Source organism: [Rhizobium] kunmingense, assembly GCF_977018605.1.
Map to the genome: position 1 here is coordinate 355,442 of NZ_CDRNXG010000003.1, position 23,003 is coordinate 378,444.

The window sequence follows — 23,003 nt, forward strand, 5'->3', positions numbered from 1 at the left end:
TTTCGCCAGGTTGATGAAATTCAGCTAGGTTCCGACCAGTTCGCGGCGGATCGCTTTGGCGACAGCGCCGTAGCTGGTGTACGCGCCAAGTTTCTTCCTGGCCGTGTGCAGATTAATGCGAACTGCATTTTCCGACATGGCAAGTTGCACGGCGATTTGATTAGGACCAATCAAGCTGCGACCATGTCAAACATTGTGCCTCACGAGCGGAGAGCTTTTGCAGGTCCGAACGCTTTCGAAAGCCGGTCAGCGCGAGGATCGTCTCGTGAAGATAGTGCGGGGAAAAGTTTGGGCCTATTGCGAGCTGACGTCAGAAAGAGCCTTCAATCTAACGCCGACACATCGGTAGACAGAAAGTAGGCTGCGTTCTTCCCTTCGGCGTCTCACCGGAAACGTCGACCCGTCGCGGCCAATACCATGCTCCGGCGCGTCTTCGAGAATACGGCGAGTTGAATGCCTGTGGCTTTCGAGCGAGACCAATCCACCGAAGGTGTCACAGTGCATGAACCGACAACGAGCTTCTCGATAAAATGCTCAATCGGATTTCATCTTCATCGCAATTGATCCTCCACCGTGCGGACCACAACCCATGATGACGTTGGTGAGTATGCCATTTGCCACGCGGACGTCGCGGATCTCCGACTAATCTGAGGTCCTGGTCGATGGTTCGATTTCTTTCACACCCGATCCATCGCCTTGGCTTCAGTTCTATCGGCTATCCTCGCCGGTTCAGCAGCAACATCAAAAACGGGGCGCCGATCAGCGCCGCGATCAAGCCGGCCGGGATCTGGTAGGGGGCGGCGATGGTGCGTCCGGCGAAATCCGCGACCACCATCAATGCGCCGCCGATGAGCGCCGCACCGATCATTTGTGGAAGGGCGCGGGTCAGGCCTGCTTCCCGTGCAAGATGGGGTCCCATCAGGCCGACGAAGGAAAGCGGGCCGACCGTTAATGTCGCTGCGGCTGTCATCAGTCCGGCGAGTGCAAAGAGAGTGAGTCGCGAGGCTAAAATCGATACACCGACCGCAGCCGATGGCGCAGGTCCCAGGGGCAGGATGTCGAGCCAGCGACGGGCAAACAACGCAGCGGCGATCAGAACTACGGCAATCACCATTTCGGTGGCAGCTGTACCGGCATCGATCAGGTAGGTCGAGCCGCTCATCCAGCGCAGCAAAAGAACGGCACGAGGATCGCCCGTCGAATTCAGCACCCCGACCAGCGCATCGACCATGGCGCTGAGCGCTATGCCGGCAAGTAGAACGCGCTCCGGCGCAAAGTTCGAACGCTGTGACGTCAGGAGAATGACGGCAAGGACGGTAAAGCCGCCGCAGACGGCATAGGCCAACTGACCGGGAAGGCCGGGCGCGACCGCAAAGAGCGCAATGGAAACGCCGAAGGTCGCTCCGGCGCTAATGCCCAGAACCTCTGGACTTGCCATCTCGTTCCCGGTCAGTCTCTGCAGGATCGAGCCTGCGACGGCGAGCATGGCACCGGCGGCAAGGGCTGCAAAAACTCTCGGTGATCGTATGGACAGGATTTCGTCGAAGAATTCGCCTGACAGCAGGCTCCAGCCACCGTCGGGAGCGCGCCCTAGGAACAGTGCGGCGGCCAACAGAACAAAGAGGATTATGATCGCGATAGAGGTTGACATGGAGGCTCTGCATTGCCGTGTCCGTAAATGCGGTACGACCTGCTGTATCCTGTGCCTGACCCGCAGGCGTGGCAGCATGGCGAGAAGAAGCGGCGAACCGAATATGGCCGTGACCGCGCCGGTGGGCAGGAAATTTCCGATCCCGCCCGCAATGAGCTGCAATATGGCATCGGTCATGAAGAGAAGGCCGGCGCCGATCAGCGTCGACCAGACGACAAGTTGTGCTGGCCGGCGCGCGCCGGACAGTCGCGCCAGCGTCGGCGCCACCAGTCCGATAAAGCCGATCACGCCGACAGCACTGGTGACGAACGCGGCCAATGCGACCGCACAAGCGATCACGACGATGCGCAGACGTACAAGCTTCACCCCGAGTGAAACCGAGTTGCTGTCTCCGAGGTCAAGCAACGACAGGGGCCGAATAACAAGCGAGCAGACTGCGCCGATGATTACGATCTTCCAGCTAAGCGAGATGGGTATGGCCCAGCTCTGCTGCGCCAGCGAACCGGCACCCCAGATGAACAGACTGGCAAGATAGCGTTCGTTCAGATAGGTCAGGATCGCCGAGAAGCCGCCGCACCAGAGGCTGAGCACCATGCCGGACAGCACGAGAGAATAGGGCGAGAACCCCCGCCGCGCGCCGAGGCCGATCACGATGGCCGCCGCCGCCGCGCTGCCTGCCAGCGCGACAATATCCCGACCTGCGCCGAACAGGCTGGGGATGAAAAGTGAGACAAGAACCAGCGCCAGGTTCGCCCCGGCCGACACGCCAAGAGTGGTCGGGTCCGCCAGCGGATTTCGCAGGACCTGCTGGAAGAGCGCGCCCGACAAAGCCAGCGCCGCCCCTGCGATGAGCGCGGTGGCAAGCCGCGGCAGGGTGGATGCGTAGAGCACTAGACGCTCCATCTCGCCGCTTGGCGCGTCCGCCCCCGATAAGACGGGCGCTGCGAGAAACCAGGAGGCACAGCATCCTGCGGCAATCAGGCCCAGGAATACCAGCGCAGGCCCGAGATTATCACGGCGAAGGGCGGTCATGCATCCTGTTCCAGAAGGTCGGTCACCAGGCCTGCAAAGCGCGTGGCTTCGTTGACCATGCCGAACATCAGTGCGGGTGGGATGATGGAAAAATGTCCGGGGCGAGAGAATGGGAGCGCCTTCCAGAGCGGGCTATTGGCAATGGTCGGATGGACGTCGGCCGGGATCGGGTCGAGCGCGATCAGGCGGGCGCCCGGATCGGTGATTTCGGAAAGCTGCTCTATGCCGATCGTTTCAAATCCCCAGTAGTTCGATGGCCGTGTCCACGCATTGCGCAAGCCTATCCGCTCCAGCGCGGTGTGAAACAGGCCGGGCGCGGAATAGATGCGGGCATGGCGGGCATCCAGAAACGTCACCAGTGCAAGGGGAGGTTTGTCGCTTTGCTTCAATCGTGCGCGGCAGGCGTCGAAATGGGAATCTGCCCGTGCTAGGAATTGACTTGCTTGCCGTTCACGACCGAGTGCTATCGCAAGTTCGCGCGTCGCTATCTCCGCAGCCAGTAGGATATCCCCGCCACCCGGCGTGAATACCTCGATCCGCACCACCTTAGCTATCGACTGAAGCCTGGGCATGAGTTCGTCGAGATAGGGCGTCGTCAGTATGATATCCGGCTTCAATTGGAGGAGAACCTCGAAATCGACCTCGTGGGCACTGCCTATATCGGCGACCGACGACGGCATCTCGGGTTCGACAACCCATTTGTCCCAATCGGCAAGCGCGGAAATTCCGACCGGGGGCAGGCCGAGCGACAACAGTGTCGACGACAGTCCATAGTCAAGGCTGACGACTCTTTGTCCCGCGACTTCGGCGAGGACCGGCATCGGCATCGAAACGGCCGCGAGTGCCGCGCCGTGCAGGAACGAACGTCGCGAGATCGTAAGGTCGAGATGGGGTTCAACAGGCATAAGCAAGCGGATGCAGCAGGTTGGGAACGGTAATCACGTTCATGTCGATGCTATAGATGGTGCGAAGCGTCTGTGATGTCAGGATATCGTTGGGTGTGCCGCTCGCAACCACCTGTCCACTCTTGAGCGCGTGGATACGGTCGCAGAAACGGGCAGCCATATTGATGTCGTGCAGGACGATGACGACGCTTTGGCCGCCTTCGTGCGCCAGCCGACGGATGAGTGACAGGACCTCGACCTGATGGGCCACATCAAGCGCTGCGGTCGGTTCGTCCAGTAGCAGGCAGTTTGCGTCCTGCGCGATCAGCATGGCGATCCACGCGCGCTGACGCTCGCCGCCGGACAGCGTCCCTACCATTCGATCGGTAAAAGGCTCGATATGTGTCGCGGCGATCGCAGCCTCCACCTTCTGCCGGTCGTGATCGGAAAAACGTCCAAGCGCGCCGTGCCACGGATAGCGGCCGCAAGCGACCAGTTCGCGGATCGTCATGTCCGAGCCGGTGCCAAGATCCTGGGGCAAATAGGCGACCGCGCGTGCGAAGTCGCGGCTATTATACTGGGCCAGATCTTGGCCGGCATGGACGATCGATCCGGCTGTCGGGATGAGCTGCCGGGCCAGGATTTTCATGAGGCTGGATTTACCCGACCCGTTGTGGCCGACAAGCGCGACGACCTCTCCTGCAGGAAAGTCGAGGCTGACCTTCGACAGTACAGGGTTGCCATCGATCACAAGGTCAAGATCATGGACGGTGAAGGCTTTGGTCATGTCAGGCATTTCCTGTTCCAGGTGATCCGGGGCGCGCAGCCCTGCGCAGGCTCAACGCGCCCGGTTCCCGGTGCCCTCCGTGCTACCACTTGTACTTCAGCGAGCCAAGAACGGTGCGTCCCTGACCGAAGTAGCAATAGAGTTCACCGCCGTTGCAAACCCGTTCTTCGCGGTTGGCGAGGTTCGTCGCGCTGACGGCCAGCGAAAGGCCATCCAGCTCCGGAGACTTGGCGCCGAAATCGTAGGACAGAGAGGCGTCGAGATAAACCGCGCCGCCGTTCTTCCCCGTATTGGCATCGCTGGTGTAGGAGCTGCTTGTGGCGCGGACACCGCCGCCAATGCTGAGGCCTCCAATGGCCATGTCCTCGGGGACAGCGTAATTCAGCCAAAGCGATGCGATATGGCGGGGCGTGGTCGTCGGCGTGTTGCCGATCAGGCTGGCCGTCGGGTTGCCTGTGATCTCGGCGTGATTGTAAGAATACGCGGCCATCAGGCTCATCCCATTATCGAAGGCTGTGCGGCCTTCGAGTTCGAGACCCGTATAGGTGTTTTCACCCGCATTCTCGTAATAGTAACCGGCCGGTACGCTGCCGTCGAGGATAAGCTGTGGCTTGTTCGACTCGACCAGTCGGTAGACAGCGCCGCTGAGCGAGTAGTTTTCTCCATCCGGCTGATACTTGAGGCCCGCCTCGAATTGGCGTCCCTTTGTGGGATCGAGGACATCGCCTGTGGCGGAGAGCTGGGTGGAGGGTACGAAAGAGGTGCCGAAGCTGACATAGGGGGCGAGGCCGTTGTCGAACATATAAAGCAGGCCAAGCTGGCCAGAAAGGGCGCCGTCATCCTTCTCGGTGGTTACACCTGCAGTCGTTGAGTCCTGGCTTGCCCAGTCATATCGCAGGCCACCGACGAAGCGCCAATTGCCGACTTCAATCTGATCCTGAGCGTAAAGCCCGGTCTGATGCAGGCTGCGGCCGGTAAAGTTGACGAGAGCCGGCGTCGGCGCGCTGCCGATATTGCCCGGCGCTGTCACGTCGGCGAAGGAAGAGGATGCGTAGTCCGACTGGACCGCAGTGTAGTCGAGACCGAAAAGCAGCGTATGAGACAGTGTGCCTGTATCGAATTTCGCCTGCAGCTGGTTGTCGATCTGGTAGGCGCGCATGTTGTCGGTCACGGCGGTTAGTGGCCAGTTGGCCGTCGGGTCGGTGAGTGTCGGTCGCGTGTCTGCGTAACGCGCCTCGACGTCCAGATCGCTCACGCGCGCGTTCTGTCGAAAGGTCAGGCCATTGTCGAATTCATGTTCCAGCTGATAGCCCAGCTGATACTGCCGTACCTTCTGGTGATCATAATCCGGGTCGCTGACGCGGAAGAGCTCACCATTGTAAATGTTCGTCCAGGCGCTTGAGTCTGTCTCTGACTTTTGGGCCAGGCCGTAGACGGTCACTTTCGTGCTGTCGGTCGGTTCCCAGGTGAACGAAGGCTGCAGCAGGTAGCGATCATCCGCGATGTCGAAGTTCGTTTCACCGTCGCGTGCAAGGCCGACAACGCGGTAGTACAGCTCGTCGCTCTCGCCAACCGGCCCGCCGAAATCGAAGGCCGCCTGCTTGCGGCCGATCGTGCCGTATTGCAGCTCGACTTCGTGATGGGCTTCCTTCTGCGGCAGCTTGGAAATCTTGTTGACGATACCGGCAGCACTTGCCGCGCCATACATGACCGATACCGGCCCCTTAAGCACCTCGACGCGGTCGAGCGTGTAGACCTCGGTCATCAGCGAGCCGTAGCTCATCGAAGGCTGACGCAGGCCGTCGCGGAAATCTCCGGTCGTGGTGGTTGCGATGCCGCGGATGAAGACCTGGTCGAAACGCGGGTCGTAGCCGAAGCCGCCGGTCGAGACACCGGAGCTGTAGCGGGCGGCCTGGATCATGTCGGTGACGGCGCGCATTTCCATTTCCTCACGCGTTACGACGGAGATGGCGCGCGGGGTCTCGACAAGCGGCGTGTCCGTCTTCAAGGCGGAAACGGAACGCTTGGGCACGATCGTGTCGTTATCTTCGCTAATCGTTTGCGCACCGGAATTGCTGATGACGATCGCTTCCAGCTGTGTCCCGTTGCCGGGTTGCTCCTGCGCGGTCGCAGTCATGGGCAGGAATGCCGGTGCCATCGCACCAAGGAGCGCGGTCGAGCCGACAAGGCGGCGATTAAGGGAGAACCGATTAGAGGAGAACATCATGCCCAATCCTTTTGGCAAGCAACGATATGCACGGAGCGATCCGCGATAATCGGGGATCCAACGGGTCGGCGAAGCGGGGGATGGTTACCCCCGGCGCGCGCTGGGTGCTGCCTATAGGATCAAAATTTCAGCAGATCAATGAAAGGTGACTTTTTATGTCATCTTTTCTGCGGTGTGCGCAATTATGTCACAGTCGCCGGCGTCAGACCGCCACATGAGGCCAGTCGCTTCCGGGGCTTGGCATGGGCCCAATGCCGTTCCGTTCCATTCCGCGACGCCAAACGCGATGTTGACGGCACGGTTTACGGCTGGGCCGATGACCGTCATGTGCGTCTCTCCGGCATAGACTTCAAACTCCGTGCGAATGCCGTCGTGAGAGCCGTCGAGGCGGTCGGCCATCTCGTTTGCGAGCGTCGCCGTTCTGGCCGCTTCCATCTGCTCGCGGCGAGATGCGGCATCCTCGTTGCGCTGTTGGAATGGCGCAAGCGTATCGCCTTCATATTCTCCGGCGCTGAGGTGGAGAAACGGTGCGTTCCCCGGTACCGTCCGGCGACGTGACTCGTTGTTGAGAATTTCGCTGTTTTCCCAGAATATGGACGGGCTTGCTGCTATCCAGTTGGCAAACAGCGCAGGGCGTTCGAAAAGGGAATAGAGGGTGAAAAGCCCTCCAAACGAGTGGCCGAATAGCGAGCGTCGCGCCGGATCGAGGCGAACCATGCCGGACAGCCGCGGGATGAGTTCGTGATCGATGAAGTCCAACAGTTCCCGGGTTCCACCGATACGGACCGGCGGCCCACCCTCGACATAAGGTGGATAGGATTTCACCGGCGGTGGTCCGAGATCCCACGCGCGCCGCATTGCATTGTACGGCTCATCCGAGGCATATCCGATCGCCGCGATGACGCCCCAGCCGACATTCGTGCCGCCAGGATAAGGGGCCTGTGTCACAAGGCTGGCCACGGCGAAGGGGAAGGTGGCGTTGCCATCGGTTGTCATTAATAGTGGCCAACCTTGCGTGGGTGGCTCTCCTGACGGCACGTAAAGGAATATGCGATAGGGTTCACCCCCACGGGAGGGGGCGATATCAAAATGAACCGTCCCCGGCATTAGGTAGGGTTTGGGGGCGTCAGACATTTAACCTCCAGCCAGACTTTGGCTGTTGCTAGACCAGCGGTTCGTCCAGTGCAAGGCATGCCTGTGCTCACTTAATCGATGCAAGCTAACAGACGTCTCGCTGACCGGTGCGTTCCATATCAAGAGCTTTGCTTGAGTGTCTCAGTCACAGCCATTATTTCGGTCTTGACAGTTCGACTCGACCCAAGAGTAAGACAATGAGGAGAAGACACCACTGCCTCTACGCGCAGTCAAGACGTCTGTAGCGAAGAACACGTCGCCCCCTCAGTTCTCTACGCTGCTGTCCGACCGCTTGGGCTACAGACAGGGTCGTTCTTGACTAGGTGCTGCTTATTGGGCTCGGTTCATATTCGCGGGCAGCGAGGAAATGAAATCCGTCAGTTGGTCGCCGAGCAGTTGAACATGCTCACTCGCCGCCTTGCGCGCCTCTTCCGGGTCGCCGGCATCGATGGCATCCATGATGCGGACGTGTTCGCTCAGCGTGCTGAGCATACGGCCGGGCTGGTAGGTCGCACGCATGCGGTAGGCGCCAATGCGGCGACGCAATTGTATCGCCTGATCTGCGATGAAGTGCGTATGGGCAGCCTCGTATAGCAGGTCGTGAAACTGCTGATTGACCTTGTAGAACGCGATCGGGTCGCCGGCTTCGTAGGCAGTGATCAGTTCCTTGTGGACCTCGCGCATCGCGGCACGCTCTGCTGGCGTCGCTCGGCGCGCGGCAAAGCGCGCGCACAGCCCCTCGAGCGCCGACATGACATCGAACATTTCGATCAGAGCCGAGATCGACAGGATGGCGACGTGGGTGCCCTGGCGTCCGCGCGCCTCCACAAGGCCGATGGCGAGCAGCGCCTTGATCGCTTCACGAACGGGAGTGCGCGACAGGCCGAAGGTGCGGGCAAGCTCCATCTCGTCCAAGCGCTCGCCCGGTGCGAGCCGGCCGTCCAGGATCATCTGCTCCAGTTGTTCGCGCAATTCGCCCGAGCGGGTCGGCGCACGCAGATTGCCTGAGCCTTCGGGCAATCGAATATCATCCTGAGCCAAATCCAACACTCCTGCGTTGCCGAGCACGGAAATCGAGCTTCGTCTCGCGGCCTTATACTTTTCTTTCACTCGTGCATTCAATAGTCCGGTCCTTGGCATACCAATTTGGCAACGCAGGACCCGATCTTTTCCACAATCATCGCCGGAGACTCGAGCATCGGGAAGTGACCGGAGTCATAGCTGACGATCTCAACAGCTTTGAAACAAGGCATCGGGTCGGGGTGTGCGAGCCGCGCAACCCAGCGGGAATTGAGCATCAGAGCAGGACTGGCGACGAGTGGCCAGCGATGTTCAGCATTCCAGGCGAAGAGATCATCCTTGATGTCGAGCGCAAAATCAGAAGGTGCCGCCGCAATCATTCCATCGGCAATAGACTGCCGCATCGCCTCGTCGGTCGATGGATGCACGATAATATCGACCATGGCGCGCATCCGGCCAGAATAATCAGCCTCGAAGTCAGCATGGCGACGACGGATCTCTTCATCCGGAAGCCGGCCGTAATAATCGCGGTCGGTAAGTGTGTCGAGACCGATCAGACCCTTGATTCGTGAGGGAACAGCGATCGCGACCTCGGTCATGATTGGCCCGCCCATGGAATGGCCCATCAGAGTCGCATCGGCAATGTCCAGATGGTCCAGAAGATGGGCAACGGCTGCTCCCATGGCGACAATTGTCTGCGCCGCGCGGGGAGGGGGTGCCATGCCGCCGAAGCCCGGATGGGACATGATAAGAACGCGATGATCCAGCGCCAATCGGGGGGCGATGATATTCCAGTGCTCGGCGCTACCGCACCAGCCATGGATCAACACCAGCCAATCGCCTGTCGTGCCATAGGTTCGGTAGCCTATCTGGCCGCCCATCGGCGCGTCGAGCGGCGTCAGCGGTGTCACAATTTCCAACATGCTTCAGCCCTTGATGCCGCTGGTGGTCATGCCCTGGGTGAAATATTTCTGCAGGAGAAGGAAGAGCAGGATTAGAGGGAGCGTGGCGACGGTGGCGCCCGCGAAGGTCTCGCCCCAGTTCGGCAGCTGCGTGGGCGAGCCCTGCTGCGCGATCGCCACCTGAATGAGCTGGATGGCCGGATCCTGCACGATGACGAGCGGCCAGAGGAAGCTGTTCCACGAAAAGAGGAAAGTGATGAGGCCGAGGGTGAGCATCGGCACCTTCACGTTCGGCAGGACGATCGAGAAGAAGATGCGGACATGGCCGGCGCCATCGATGCGGGCGGCATCCTCCAGTTCGACCGGCAGTTCCTCGAAGGCCTGCTTGAGCAGGAAAAGCCCGAATGGGCTGGCGATCCACGGGATCATGACGCCGACCAGCGTGTTCGACAGGCCGAGGCCCGAGACCACCTGGTAGAGCGGCACCATCATCGCCTCGATCGGCAGGAGGAAGGTCAGGAGGATGAGGACGAAGACGATTTTCGCGCCCGGAAAGCGGATGCGGGTGAGCGAGTAGGCCGCCATCGCACAGAGAAGCAGCGTCAGGGCGACCTGGCCGGCGGAGACGATCGCCGTATTGAGGAGCGCGGTCAGCACGTTGGTGCGCTCGAACAGCGTCTGATAATTCTCGATTGTCGCGCCAACGGGGAAGAACGCCTTCCATGAGAGCGGCGTCACGTCGTCGAACAGTGTCAGCTGGTTCTTGAACGACGAGGACACGATCCAGGCATAGGGCGCCAGGAAGCAGCACAAGATCAGGGTGATGACGAGGGTGACGAAGAGGCCGCGCCTCAGGGGATGCGTCTTCATGTCAGTAATTCCAGCGGGAGCGGAGAAGCGCCATCTGGACCATCGAGATGGCCAGAACCACGAGCAGCAATACGACCGAGAGCGCCGAGGCATAGCCGGCCTGCTGCATGATGAAGGCGGAGTTGTAGATATGGTAGACGATCAGGTTGGTGCTTTCCTGCGGTCCGCCCTGCGTCATCAGGAAGGCCGGGGCGAAGGCCTGGAGCGAAAACACCGTCATGATCACCACCACGAAGAGCGTGGTGCGCGACAGGAGCGGGATGGTGACATTCCAGAGCACCTGCCGGCGTGTGGCGCCATCGATGCGGGCGGCTTCCGACAGTTCCGCCGGCAAGCCCTGAAGGCCGGCGAGAAAGAGGATCGCGCCGAAACCCACCTGTTGCCAGACCGTCATGGCGATGATGGCCGGAAGCGCCTGGCTCGTGGATGTCAGGAAGGGCTGGTTGCCAATGCCGACGATATTGAGAACGCCGTTGATCAGTCCGTTCGACGGGTCGAGGAGGAAGGACCACATGGTGGCGACGACGACGGACGATGTGACGACCGGCAGCATGATCATGGTGCGCACGAGGCCGCGCGCCGGAAGTTTCGAATTGAGGAAGAGCGCCAGCGAGAACGCCACTGGGATGACGAACAACACGATGCCGAGGGCGAACAGGAAGGTCACGCCGAAGGAGACGGCCGCATCCTCGTATTCGATCATGTCCGTGAAGTTGCGCAACCCGACGAACTTTGCCGCCGCCGGGTTGAGCAGGCTGTAGTCATAGACGCTGTTGCGGGCCATCACCAGCAAAGGCAGGTACTGGAAGACCAGCAACAGGATCATGAAGGGCGCAAGGAAGCCGGCGGCGAAGATCCAGTCACGCTTCTGCCGCCGTGTCGCGGGTTTGCGTGATTTTGTATTCGATACGGCCGAAGTCGTGGCCGTGGCGGGGGGAAGGGTATTCGAAGCCGACATGCTTTGTGTCCGTTATCGTTAGCGGTCGAGGACCCGCTGAACCTTCTTTTCAGCGTCGGCCATCAGGTCTGCCGGGTCGCCACCGAAGGCCACGGCGCGCAGAGCGTCGGTGACCAGCTTGTCATACTGAGCGAATTTCGGGCCCGGCGGGCGCGGCTGGCCCCATTCCTGCAGCTGATCGACGAAGACCTTCATCGGGTAGCTGTTATAGACCTCGAAGCGCGGGAAGAGGCTCGTGAGGGTCGGCAGGTTGCCGCGCTGGCTGACGTTCATGTAGGCATATTCACCCCAGGACATGTCGACGACGAATTTGGCGGCGATTTCAGGGTTCTTCGAACGTGCCGTGGCGCCGATGGTTGTCGAACCGGTGTGGACGACCGGAGACTTGAAATAGGGGATCGGCGTGATGCCCCATTCGATCTTCGGGTCCTTCAGGAGCGCGCTGCCGGCAGCCGGCGTATCGATGTAGAAGCACGCCTTGCTGTCGAAGAAGGCATTCGGGATGCCGACCTTCGGCGCGACGCCTTCCGCATTGAACAGCGAGCCGTAGAATTTCAGCGCCTCGATGGCTTCCGGTGTGTTCAGGTAGCCGTCGACCGACTTGCCATCGGGCGAAAGAGCCCAGAACGTCTTGTAGGCGCTGCTTTCGGGAGCGGCTTTCGGATCGCCTGCGGAACGCTGGTAGACGAGATCCTGGTAGACAAGACCCGGCTGACCGTTGCCGAAGCGTGTCGGGCCGAGACCCCAGACGGTCGGCGCGCCGGCCGGCCCTTGCTGGCAGGCCTTGAAGGCGTCGAGCGCCTGCGGCCAGGTCCATGCGTCCTTCAATTCCTGCGGCGGCTTGATGCCGGCAGCTTCCACCAGCTTCTTGTTGTAATACATGGCGACTGTGGTCTGCTCGATGCCCGGCGAATAGACTTCGCCTTCGTAGCTGTGCTCGGCCTTGGTGGCCGGCAGGATATCCTCGTCCCAGCCCTTGGGGAGATATTTCGTGATCGGCAGGAGGATGCCGGATGCCGCATAGGACTGCGTGTTCGGGCCGTCATAGACAAGCACGTCCGGCGGGTTGGAGCTGGCGGCCTGGACGGAAATCGTGTCGGCGAGCTGTGCGAAGGGGACCTCGTTGATCTCGAACTTGACGCATGGATTTTCCTTCTGCCAGGCCTCCATCGGCGCCGGGTAGGGATAGTTGCCCGGCGTGCGCAGGATGCGCAGGGTCACGGTGTCGCCCGTGCAAGCTGCCGCCCTGTCCTGGGCGACAGCGCCCGTGCCGTAGAGTGCTGTTGCACCAAGTAGGCCGGCGAGGAATAGTCCACGTGCATTCATCAGCTGTTCTCCTTGTTATTCAGGCTCGTTCTGGCCTGTGGATGGGGTGCGGCCGCGGTTCAGATGGCGTTGCCGGTCTGGGGGTCGAAGATCGAAATTCGATCGAAGGCGATGCGCAAGCCCTGGCTCTCGCCCTCGCGCGCAGCCCGTTCCGGCGGCAGCATGGCGGAACAGGTGACGCCGGCGAGGGTGAAGTGGACAAGCGTCGTCGGGCCCAGCAGCTCCGACATGTCGACTTTTGCGGTGAAATCCGCCGTGCCATCGGCCAGGAAATGTTCCGGGCGCACGCCGATCTCGACGCTACGGCCGGCATGCGGCGACAGGGCCATGGCGTTTTCCGGCGGGATGGCGATCGTCATGTCGCCGATATCGAGAGAAACGGATGCACCGTTTGCGACAATCGTGGCAGGCAGGAAATTCATCGTCGGGCTGCCGATGAAGCCGGCGACAAAACGGGTCGCGGGGCGCTCGTAGAGTTCCTGCGGGGTGCCCTGCTGCTCGATCGTGCCCTTGTTGAGCACGACCACGCGGTCGGCGAGCGTCATGGCCTCGACCTGATCGTGGGTGACGTAGATGGTTGTCGCCTTTAGTCGCTTGTGAAGGCGGCGGATTTCCGCACGCATCTGGCCGCGGAGTTTGGCGTCGAGGTTGGACAGCGGCTCGTCGAACAGGAATACGGCGGGATCGCGCACCATGGCACGGCCCATGGCGACGCGCTGGCGCTGGCCGCCGGAGAGCTGTTTCGGACGACGCTCCAGAAGGGCGGAGATGTCGAGAACCTCGGCCGCTGACTCGACCCGGCGACGGATTTCCGCCTTTTCCATGCCCGAAATGCGCAGGCCGAAACTCATGTTCTGCGCGACGGTCATATGCGGATAGAGAGCATAGTTCTGGAACACCATGGCGATGTCGCGTTCGCGCGGCTCCAGCCCGTCGACGCGGCGGTCCCCGATCCAGATTTCGCCGTCTGACATTTCCTCGAGGCCGGCAATCATTCTGAGCGTGGTGGACTTCCCGCATCCGGACGGACCGACAAGGACGACAAATTCGCCGCTGCGAATGTCCAGATTGAGATCCTCGATCGTATTGGCCGAGGCGTTTTCATAGGTCTTGCCCACATTCTTCAGGGACACGTCTGCCATGGCGTCTTTCCGGCTGTCATTGCTACTCGACCCTTTCGAGCCGATGCAACATTGATGGCATTTTCGTATTCACGCAATAGATATATGCATGCAAACATATCGTTTATGATGGGGATTTGGATCGTGCGTATTATGCGGGCAGTTCGCCTAGTTTTGATGTTTAAATAGTAGGCAATTTCTATTTTAGGCGCGTTTATCGGCTTGATTACGAAAAAAATTCTCGTTCTGTTTGAAAAAGATATGGACAGATATCGAAATCGGCGTATGCAAGAAATTAAAATATGTATTCACATAGGAGACGCAGGTGGAACTCAATCTTGCTGGAAAAACCGCGCTGATTACCGGCGCCTCGCAGGGCATCGGCCATGCGATCGCCAAGGTGCTGGCCGCTGAAGGGTGTCATCTTCATCTCGCCGCCCGCAATGGCGCGGCAATGGAGGAGTTGAAGAAGGAGCTGGCCCAGTACCCGGTCAACGTGACCGTGCACGAGGCGGATCTCGGCACCACGGAAGCCATGGTTGCGCTCGACAAGGCCTGCGGCGACTACGACATCCTGATGAACAATGCCGGTGATATTCCGGCCGGCTCCATCGAGGACGTGAGCGACGAGGCGATCCGCCGCGGCTTCGACCTCAAGGTGTTCGGCTACATCACGCTCGCACGCGAATTCTGGAAGCGCCGCAAGGGCCAGGGCGAAGGCAAGGGTGGCGTGATCATCAACGTCATCGGCAATTCCGGCGAAAACTGGGATGCGGCCTATTTTGCCGGTTCCACCGGCAATGCCGCGCTGATGAGCTTCACCAAGGCACTCGGCGGCCGCAGCATGGATGAAGGCATCCGCGTCGTCGGCGTCAATCCGGGTCCGGTCGATACGCCGCGCATGTTCAAGATCATGAAGCGCAAGGCCATCGACATGCTGGGCGACGAAAGCCGCTGGGAAGAGCTTTACGACAAGTACCCGGGCAAACGTCCGGCCACCGCCGAGGAAGTCGCCGATCTGTGCGTATTCCTCGCATCACCGAAGGCCGCCTATATCAGCGGCACGGTCGTGACCATCGACGGCGGCATCGCCGCGCGCGGCTCGGTGATCTGATCCGCCATGGCTGACGCACGCACCCGCAACCGATATTTCGACGATCTGTTCTCCACCGCCGATCTGGCGTGGATGGGGCAGAACACTAACCATGTGCCCGCCCATCCGGCGGTCACGGAAGCGATGATCCGCTCGGTCGAGGCTGGCGAGTTCAACGCATACGCGCCGCCGATGGGTTTCGAGGCCCTGCGCAGCGCGATCGTTGCCGACCTTGGCGTTGACGGAACGGGCGCCGAGGCGCTGGTCACCGAGGGCGGCGTCAACGCGCTCGCCATGATCTGCAAGGCGCGCGCGCGGCCCGGCACGACGCTGGTGACCACCGACCCGACCTGGAAATGGCCCTGCATGTTCGCCGAACAGGCCGGTGCCGAAGTGATCCAGATCCCGATCTACGATGCTTCGACCAGCTACAAGCTGACGCCGGACGCGCTCCGAGCGGCCGTCGATGAGCGTTGCGCGATCATCTATATCGTCGATCCGAACAACCCGCTCGGCATCCGCTACGAGCGTGAGGAGATCGAGGCATTTGCCGAGATCGCGCGTTCCGTCGGTGCGCTGATGATCCACGACTGCACCTATCGCGACTTCGCGGACGGCCATACGCCGGTGCTGCAGGTCGCGCCCGAAGGCACGGTCGTCTCGCTCAGCTTCTCCAAGTGGCTCGGCCTTGCCGGCATGCGAATCGGCGCGCTTGTTGCCGAACCGAAGCTGGTCGACGAATTCTCGTCCGCCTCGACATCTGTTCTCGGCGCATCGGTCGTCGCACAGCGTGCGGCCATGGCCGGCCTTTCGGTCAAGCCCGAATGGATGAAGGATGTGCGTCGCCTCGACAGCGCCAACAAGGCGATGATCATCGAGGCCGCGAAGGGTGCGGGCCTTTCTGTTCCCATCCCTGTCTCGCACGGCAACTTCCTGGTGCTCGAAACCATCTCCACCGATGTCTCGCCCGAGGCCATCGTGGAGGCTGCCCGTCGCGAGGGTGTGATGATCCGACAGGGTCGCTATCACACCGCCGCTTTTGGTGACCGTTTCATCAAGGTTTCGACCTCCGTGCCGGGCGCCTGGGCCGAACGCTTCTGCAAAGGCCTGCCGCGCTATATCGAGACGGCGCGCACACTCAACGACGTACCGGCCCTCTTCTAGGGGCCGGACACTTCCTCGACCAGACGACGCAAAGAGGCTCATACATGTACGCGACTGCCAAGGATGGAACGAAGCTCTACTATGAAACCGCGGGTGAGGACGGCACGCCCATCCTGTTCATCCACGAGTTCGGCGGGAACTACGACGCCTGGGAACCGCAGATGAGCTTCTTTGCGCGCCGTCACCGTTGCATCAGCTATGCGGCACGCGGTTATACGCCGTCGGATATCCCGGCCGACATGGAGATGTATTCGCAGGCGAATGCTGCTGACGATGCGGTTGCCGTGCTCGATGCTCTTGGTATCGAGAAGGCGCATATCGTCGGCCTTTCCATGGGCGGCTTCGCCACGCTGCATTTCGGCCTCAGGACGCCCGAGCGCGCCCTGTCGCTTACCATTGCCGGTGCCGGATACGGCACGGAACGCGAGACGGCCGACTATTTCCGCAACACCTCCCTGAAGGTGGCGGACAATTTCGAGAAGGACCCGGCCGGGTTCTCGAAGATCTATTCGCTCGGCGCAAGTCGGGTGCAGTTCCAGAACAAGGACCCGCGCGGCTGGGCGGCTTTTGCCGACCGCCTGTCGCGTCATTCGGCCATTGGCGCCGCCAACACGATGCGCGGCGTGCAGTGCCGTCGTCCGTCCTTCTGGGACCTCGAGGATGAGTTGAAGACGATGATGGTGCCGGCGCTGGTGATGAGCGGCGACGAGGACGACCATTGCTTGCAGCCGTCGATCTACCTGAAGAAGATGCTGCCTGCCGCCGGCCTCGCGATCCTGCCGAAGACCGGCCACACGCTGAACCTGGAAGAGCCGCAGCTTTTCAATTCGATGGTTGCCGATTTTATCGCGCAGGTGGAACAGGGTGCGTGGAAGGTGCGTGATCCCCGGGCCGATCCCGGCCAGGTGATGCGGACGGAGTAGTGGCGATGGCGCGGCCCGAAATTTCCTCCGAAAGACTTTGGGCACGCCTGATGGCACTCGGCGAAGACGGCGCACTGCCCGGCGGCGGCGTCAACCGGCAGGCGCTGTCGGCCGAGGAAATCCTCGCGTGGCGACGGATGATCGCCTGGGGCCATGAAGCCGGTCTTACAACATCGACCGATCCCGCCGGAAATCTGTTTCTGACACTCGAAGGTTCGCTTCCCCAACTAGCGCCCGTCGTTGCCGGCTCTCATATCGATAGCCAGCCGACGGGTGGTCTTTTTGACGGGGCGTTCGGGACGCTGGCAGCACTCGAAGCGGTGACGGCGATCGTCGAGACTGGGCTGAAGCCTGAGCGGTCGATCGTCGTGGTCGGCTGGATGAACGAGGAGGGCAGCCGTTTCGCGCCGGGCATGATGGGGTCGGAACTGTTTGCCGGGCTGCGGCCGCTTGAAGAGGTGATGGCGGTTCGCGATGCCGACGGCATCAGCGTCGGCGAAGCCCTCGGACGCGTGCATGATGCTTTCCCCGAGGTGGAGCGCCGTCCGCTCGGTTTCAAGATCCATTCCTATGTCGAGCCGCATATCGAGCAGGCCGACGTTCTGGAGACCGAGGGCGCCGTGATCGGCGTTGTTTCCGGCATCCAGGGCAAGAAGACCTATGAGATCACCGTGGCGGGGCGCGAGGCGCATGCCGGAACGGAGCCGATGGAGCGGCGCCAAGATGCGGTGCAGGCGTTTGCCCGCATGGCGAGCCGCATGCATGCGGCCATGGCCGGCGACGATGTCGTCAAGTTCACCATCGGCCGCGTCACCGTCGAGCCGAACGCGCCTTCGGTGGTGCCGGCCAAGGTGACGTTCCGCATTGACCTTCGGCATCCCGACAATGCGGCGCTCGATGCTTTTGGCGCGCAGGTGGAAGAGATTGCCGTCGGCGAGGCCGGTGCGTGCGCCGTCGATATCCGCCGGCTGGTCGATGCGCCGTCCAATGGTTTCGACGAGGGGCTGAAGGCGCAGATCCGCGCGTCCGCCGATCGCCATGGCTTTGCGTGCCGCGATGTGCTTTCGGCCGCTGGCCATGACGCACGGCAGATCGCGCCGCTTGCGCGCAGCGCCATGATCTTCATTCCCTGCCGGGGCGGCGTGAGCCACCATCCGGACGAATGGGCGGAGCCCGCCCATATCGCCGCCGGCGCGGCCGTTCTTCTCGACCTGCTTCTCGAAGAAGCAGGTGTTTCGATCAACAAAGGAGATGCATGATGAGCACTGCCAACGACATGGCCGAAATGCCGGTTCAACTGCCGCGCCAACCCGCGAATGAAGCCGAGGCCCGCAGCCGCTATTTCAATTCCGGCAATGCCTTCAACATCAAGCTTCCCCCGGTGCCCGGCCATATCTTCATGGACGAGCCGGCGGCGGCCATGAAGATGGAAAAGACCGGCTTCATCAATTGCGACCAGTCCGACAAGATGGAATGCGCTTTCCCGGCAACGACGCCCCTGATGCTGGCGCGCTATGCCGTGGTCAAGTCCGGCGAGACGCTCGACACGACGCTCATCAACACCGCGTCCATCTGGTACATGATCACCGGCAAGTCGGCGCTCGTGGTTGGCGAGGAAAAGGCTTCGCTCGGCAAGGGCGACGTGTTCCTCCTGCCGGGTGGCGTCGCATCGGCGATCACGGCCAGCGAGGACAGCGTGTTCTGGGCAGTCGGCAACGACCCGCAGCTCAAGTTCGATGCATCCGTTGCCGTAACCGGCGCCGGTGCCGCAGTCGATTTCGTGCATTATCCGGCCGACGAGATCACCCACCAGCTCGACGTCGTATACGGCTCCAATGCGAATGCCTCCACGTCTGGCCACGCGCTGATTTTCTCCGCGGCAAAGAGCGAAGCCGCCCGCAACATCACGCCGACCATGACGCTCTCGCTCAACACGCTGAAGCCGAAGAGCGCGCAGCCGCCGCACAAGCACAATTCCGCGGCCATCACGCTCGTCGTCGCCGGCGATCCGGCCTATTCGATGGTCGCGGAACAGAAATGCGACTGGTCGCCCTGGGCCACGCTGGTGACGCCGGCTGCTGCCAAGCACAGCCACCACAATGACGGCGATGGCCGCGCCGAGTTCCTCATCGTGCAGGATGGCGGCCTCTACTATCATGCGCGCACAATGGGCTTCGAGTTCTTCTGATGCGGCTGATCATCGACACGGATACGGCAGGGGATGACACCTATTCCCTGCTGCTGGCGATGAAAACGCCGGGCTCGGCGCTTGAAGCGGTTACCGTCTGCGTCGGCAACGTGCCGTTCGACCAGCAGGTGGAAAATGCGCTGGCGACGATCGAGGCGGCCGGATTTTCCGGCAGGGTGCCGGTCTATTGCGGCGCTCGGCGGCCGATGGTGAAGCCGTGGGAAGCCTCGACCATGCACGGCAATGACGGGATGAGCGGCGCCAACCTGCCGCGTGCCCGTCAGCGGCCGGAAACCATGCATGCGGTCGATGCGATCATCGAGAAGGTGATGGCAGAACCGGGCGAAATCGACATCCTTGCCCAGGCGCCGCTGACCAATATCGCGCTTGCCGTGATGAAGGAGCCGCGGATCGCGAAAGCGGTGCGTCATCTCTGGATCATGGGCGGCACGGACAACGCCGTCGGCAACATCACGCCCTGCGCAGAATACAATTTCTTCATCGATCCAGAGGCGGCGAAGATCGTTTTCGAGGCTGGCTTCAATATCACCCTTTCGACCTGGACGCTGACCATGCGTTCCGGATTGTTCGACGAGGCGCAACTCGACGAAATCTTCGCGATGAACACGCCGCTTTCGGAGTTCTATCGCAAGGTCTCCGCTGTTCCGCGGCAGACAGCAGAGGCGCGTTACGGCCGGCCGATGAGCACGCATCCGGACTCGCTGACCTGCGCCATCGCGCTTGACCCTTCGATCGTCGAGAGCGCCCGCGACGCGGTCGTGCGGATCGAGACTGCCGGCGAGATCACGCGGGGCTTTTCCGCCGTCCATCCGCCGGTCCTCGGCAGCCGCTGGCCGGACTATACGGTCAATGCGCGGGTCGTGCAGAGCGCCTCGAACGACCGTTTCTTCCATATGATGAAGCAGGCGCTTTCCTGAACGTTGCCTTTCCTTCCTGACCGCAGGCACCTGAGGCCGGACACGATTTTGTGTCCGGCCTTTTCATTTTTACCCGCACGCGGGATGCAGGTTGGAGTGCCTTTATTTCGGTCAGTGTCTGCACAATAAATGGCATGTATCGCGTCCAATAAACACATTTATGGATGCTAGAGTGCGACTTGTGTATTATGTAATCGGTGATTCCGGGCATTCGGGCTTTGTCCCCTCGATTTTCCGACGTTTTAGGTGGAAATCTGCGGAATCATGCCAGTAAGGCCGCGTATCGCAGTCTGGCATGGCGATTGCTTGTATTCTCACGTCGAATAATTGCATACGCGTGAGAGGCGTAGGCAGTCGGGCAAAGGCTTTCGGACATGTGCCGATCGTCCCGCTGCCAATGTGACTGCCTGCCGATCCTCGTGACCGCTGAGAGGAATGTTGCCATGTCATCCATCGCCGAGCTCAAGCCTCAGGAGCCGGTCGGCGCAGACGTTGTCGACCGACCGTTGATCGAGCTCAGAAACGTGTCCAAGACGTTCGGCACGGTGAAGGCTCTCAGCGATCTCGAGGTCTCTATTCGCCCGGGAGAACTGGTCACGGTGGTCGGTCCATCCGGCTGTGGCAAGAGCACGCTCTTCAATATCCTGGCGGGCCTGGAAGAACCGGATCCAGGCAATATCCTGCGTCTCAAGGGAAAGAGTTCCACGGCGTCGGATCTTCTCGGCAAGGTCTCCTTTATGCCGCAACGCGACCTTCTTTTGCCGTGGCGAAATGTCATCGACAACGCCATCCTGGCACTCGAGGTCGAGGGCATGTCGCGAGCCGAGGCGCGCAAGCAGGCCAGGGACATGCTGCCCGAATTTGGGCTTGCCGGGTTCGAGGCGCAATATCCAAACCAGCTCTCGGGTGGCATGCGTCAGCGCGTGGCGCTGATGCGCACCTTCTTGTTCAGGCGCGACCTGATGCTGCTCGACGAACCTTTCGGCGCGCTCGATGCCTTGACGCGCACGATGATGCAGCGCTGGCTGCTCGACGTCTGGCAGAAGCACAAGCGCACGGTCCTGTTCATCACCCACGATGTGGACGAGGCGATCTTCCTCGGTGACCGCGTGCTGGTGATGACGGCGCGGCCGGGCAAGGTGAAGCTGGAACAGGTCGTGGACCTGCCGCGCCCGCGCAAGGCCGATATCGTGACCTCCCCCGAATTCATTGCCCTCAAGAAGACGCTACTCGAAGCGATCGAGGAAGAGAGCATGAAGTCCTTTCAGGTTTCCGGTCAGACCTCCGGGCACTGACGCGATTTGACGAGCATAAGGAAAGATGATGAACGACCATTATTCCGGCCGACCCTCCCATATCCCCGAAGACGAATGGAAGGCGCGCGTCGATCTGGCTGCCTGCTACCGAATGGTGGCGCGGCTCGGCATGGACGACCTGATCTACAACCATATCTCGATGCGCGTTCCGGGTCACGAGGATCAGTTCCTGCTCAACCCCTATGGTTTCCTTTTCGAGGAAATCACCGCTTCGAGCCTCGTGCGCATCGATACCGAGGGCAACAAGCTCGACGACACGCCCTATACGGTGAACAAGGCCGCCTTCGTCATCCATGGCGCGATCCACAAGTCGAGTCATGATGCGGCCTGCGTACTGCACACCCATTCCGACGCGAGCGTCGCCGTGTCCAGCCAGGAAGAGGGGCTGCTGCCGCTCAGCCAGTTCGCCATGCGCTTCTACCAGCGGCAGGCTTTCCACGGCTATGAGGGCGTCGCGATCGACCTCGACGAGCAGGAGCGCCTGATCCGCCACCTCGGCGACAACAAGGTGATGCTGATGCGCAATCACGGCATCCTCACCGTCGGGCGCACGCCAGGCGAAGCCTTCATGCTGCTCTATTATTTCGAACGCGCGGCCCGTATCCAGCTCGACCTGCAGGCGGCCAGCGCATCCGGCGCCAAGCTGATCGTGCCGCCGCACGAGGTCTGCGAAAAGGCAGCCCGGCAGTTCTGGGAGAGCAAGGGCGACATTCTCATTGCCGGCGAGAGGGAATGGCCGGCCTTCCTGCGTCAGCTCGACAGGGAAGGATCCGAATTCCGGCAGTGAGTGGGTGGAGGTCGATAACAATCAAAAACCAACAGAGAGGTTCCATGCTTAACAGACGTAACGTACTTGCGGCCTTTGCTGCCGCTGCCATCGGTCTTCAGGGTTTCGGCATGAGCGCCGCTCCCGCCGCCGCACAGGACATGGTCGATGCCAGCCTGCGCCTCAAGTGGCTGACCCAGGCCCAATTCGCCGGCTTCTATGTCGCCCTCGAAAGGGGCTACTACAAGGAAGAAGGCATCAACCTGACGATCAATCCCGGCGGCCCGAACCTGCTGACGGAAAACCTCGTTGCCACCGGTGCCGATACGTTCGGTCTTTCCGGCGGCACCGACAGCGTGTTCGCCGCGCGTGACAAGGGCATGCCGATCGTCTGCATCGGTGTTTCCCACCAGCAGACGCCGTTCGTCTTCGTGTCGCACAAGGATGGTTCGGTCCAGAAGGTCGAGGACTTCAAGGACAAGAAGATCACGACCTGGTTCACCGGCGCCAACCACGTGCTTGCGGCCATGCTGTCGAAGGTCGGCGTCGACCCGAAGTCGGCCGATATCCAGCCGCAGCAGGTGTCTGTCACGCCGTTCGTCGACAAGCAGATCGATGTGGTGACGGCGACCCGTTACAACGAGCTCTATGTCATCAACCAGCGCGTCGGCAAGGATAACCTCAACCTGTTCGTGCCGGAAGA

20 protein-coding genes are annotated in these 23,003 nt (G+C 61.2%); 9 read left to right on the plus strand and 11 right to left on the minus strand.

Annotation, left to right across the window (positions count from 1 at the left end):
* Positions 1–715: 715 nt before the first annotated feature.
* The 11 genes from fhuB to AC0JZ4_RS26000 all read right to left on the minus strand — a co-directional run bounded on the left by fhuB (position 716) and on the right by AC0JZ4_RS26000 (position 13,933).
* Positions 716–2,683: a Fe(3+)-hydroxamate ABC transporter permease FhuB gene (gene fhuB, locus AC0JZ4_RS25950; protein WP_471889393.1), complete on the minus strand. Its 1,968-nt coding sequence runs from the start codon at positions 2,681–2,683 to the stop codon at positions 716–718.
* Positions 2,680–3,588 (minus strand): iron-siderophore ABC transporter substrate-binding protein, encoded by a 909-nt coding sequence (locus AC0JZ4_RS25955; RefSeq protein ID WP_471889394.1) that lies wholly within the window; start codon positions 3,586–3,588, stop codon positions 2,680–2,682. The genes fhuB and AC0JZ4_RS25955 overlap by 4 nt, the downstream gene beginning before the upstream one ends.
* On the minus strand, positions 3,578–4,354 hold the full coding sequence (locus AC0JZ4_RS25960; RefSeq protein WP_471889395.1) for an ABC transporter ATP-binding protein: 777 nt from the start codon (positions 4,352–4,354) through the stop codon (positions 3,578–3,580). Before AC0JZ4_RS25960 ends, AC0JZ4_RS25955 begins: the two co-directional genes overlap by 11 nt.
* A gap of 82 nt (positions 4,355–4,436) precedes the next feature.
* Positions 4,437–6,581 (minus strand): TonB-dependent siderophore receptor, encoded by a 2,145-nt coding sequence (locus AC0JZ4_RS25965; protein ID WP_471889396.1) that lies wholly within the window; start codon positions 6,579–6,581, stop codon positions 4,437–4,439.
* A 153-nt stretch (positions 6,582–6,734) separates the two neighbouring features.
* A complete protein-coding gene (locus AC0JZ4_RS25970; protein ID WP_471889397.1) occupies positions 6,735–7,715 on the minus strand; it encodes an alpha/beta hydrolase in 981 nt (326 codons plus the stop codon).
* A gap of 330 nt (positions 7,716–8,045) precedes the next feature.
* A complete protein-coding gene (locus AC0JZ4_RS25975) occupies positions 8,046–8,765 on the minus strand; it encodes a GntR family transcriptional regulator (protein ID WP_471889425.1) in 720 nt (239 codons plus the stop codon).
* A gap of 68 nt (positions 8,766–8,833) precedes the next feature.
* The gene (locus AC0JZ4_RS25980) at positions 8,834–9,658 is read right to left on the minus strand and encodes an alpha/beta fold hydrolase (protein ID WP_471889398.1); all 825 of its coding nucleotides are present in this window, start codon (positions 9,656–9,658) and stop codon (positions 8,834–8,836) included.
* A gap of 3 nt (positions 9,659–9,661) precedes the next feature.
* Positions 9,662–10,507 (minus strand): carbohydrate ABC transporter permease, encoded by an 846-nt coding sequence (locus AC0JZ4_RS25985; protein ID WP_471889399.1) that lies wholly within the window; start codon positions 10,505–10,507, stop codon positions 9,662–9,664.
* A 1-nt stretch (position 10,508) separates the two neighbouring features.
* Positions 10,509–11,465 (minus strand): carbohydrate ABC transporter permease, encoded by a 957-nt coding sequence (locus tag AC0JZ4_RS25990; RefSeq protein WP_471889400.1) that lies wholly within the window; start codon positions 11,463–11,465, stop codon positions 10,509–10,511.
* 18 nt (positions 11,466–11,483) lie between these two features.
* The gene (locus tag AC0JZ4_RS25995) at positions 11,484–12,791 is read right to left on the minus strand and encodes an ABC transporter substrate-binding protein (protein WP_471889401.1); all 1,308 of its coding nucleotides are present in this window, start codon (positions 12,789–12,791) and stop codon (positions 11,484–11,486) included.
* 59 nt (positions 12,792–12,850) lie between these two features.
* On the minus strand, positions 12,851–13,933 hold the full coding sequence (locus tag AC0JZ4_RS26000) for an ABC transporter ATP-binding protein (protein WP_471889402.1): 1,083 nt from the start codon (positions 13,931–13,933) through the stop codon (positions 12,851–12,853).
* Positions 13,934–14,237: 304 nt separating this feature from the next.
* On the opposite strand from AC0JZ4_RS26000, the gene AC0JZ4_RS26005 reads away from it, so the two are divergent.
* From AC0JZ4_RS26005 to AC0JZ4_RS26045, 9 genes are all read left to right on the plus strand, one after another.
* Positions 14,238–15,026 carry an SDR family oxidoreductase gene (locus AC0JZ4_RS26005; protein ID WP_471889403.1) on the plus strand — a complete coding sequence of 263 codons (789 nt, stop codon included), beginning with the start codon at positions 14,238–14,240 and terminating at the stop codon, positions 15,024–15,026.
* 6 nt (positions 15,027–15,032) lie between these two features.
* Positions 15,033–16,169 carry a pyridoxal phosphate-dependent aminotransferase gene (locus AC0JZ4_RS26010; protein WP_471889404.1) on the plus strand — a complete coding sequence of 379 codons (1,137 nt, stop codon included), beginning with the start codon at positions 15,033–15,035 and terminating at the stop codon, positions 16,167–16,169.
* 44 nt (positions 16,170–16,213) lie between these two features.
* Positions 16,214–17,092 (plus strand): alpha/beta fold hydrolase, encoded by an 879-nt coding sequence (locus tag AC0JZ4_RS26015; RefSeq protein ID WP_471889405.1) that lies wholly within the window; start codon positions 16,214–16,216, stop codon positions 17,090–17,092.
* Between the two features lie 5 nt (positions 17,093–17,097).
* Positions 17,098–18,351, plus strand: a complete 1,254-nt coding sequence (locus AC0JZ4_RS26020; protein WP_471889406.1) for a Zn-dependent hydrolase — start codon at positions 17,098–17,100, stop codon at positions 18,349–18,351.
* Positions 18,351–19,280 carry a cupin domain-containing protein gene (locus AC0JZ4_RS26025; protein ID WP_471889407.1) on the plus strand — a complete coding sequence of 310 codons (930 nt, stop codon included), beginning with the start codon at positions 18,351–18,353 and terminating at the stop codon, positions 19,278–19,280. The genes AC0JZ4_RS26020 and AC0JZ4_RS26025 overlap by 1 nt, the downstream gene beginning before the upstream one ends.
* Positions 19,280–20,218 carry a nucleoside hydrolase gene (locus AC0JZ4_RS26030; RefSeq protein WP_471889408.1) on the plus strand — a complete coding sequence of 313 codons (939 nt, stop codon included), beginning with the start codon at positions 19,280–19,282 and terminating at the stop codon, positions 20,216–20,218. The genes AC0JZ4_RS26025 and AC0JZ4_RS26030 overlap by 1 nt, the downstream gene beginning before the upstream one ends.
* Positions 20,219–20,661: 443 nt before the next feature.
* Complete coding sequence (locus AC0JZ4_RS26035) at positions 20,662–21,513, plus strand: ABC transporter ATP-binding protein (RefSeq protein WP_471889409.1); 852 nt, start codon at positions 20,662–20,664, stop codon at positions 21,511–21,513.
* A 28-nt stretch (positions 21,514–21,541) separates the two neighbouring features.
* A complete protein-coding gene (locus tag AC0JZ4_RS26040) occupies positions 21,542–22,321 on the plus strand; it encodes a class II aldolase/adducin family protein (protein ID WP_471889410.1) in 780 nt (259 codons plus the stop codon).
* Positions 22,322–22,365: 44 nt separating this feature from the next.
* Positions 22,366–23,003 (plus strand): ABC transporter substrate-binding protein (locus AC0JZ4_RS26045; protein ID WP_471889411.1); only part of this gene is annotated, 638 nt, incomplete at its 3' end.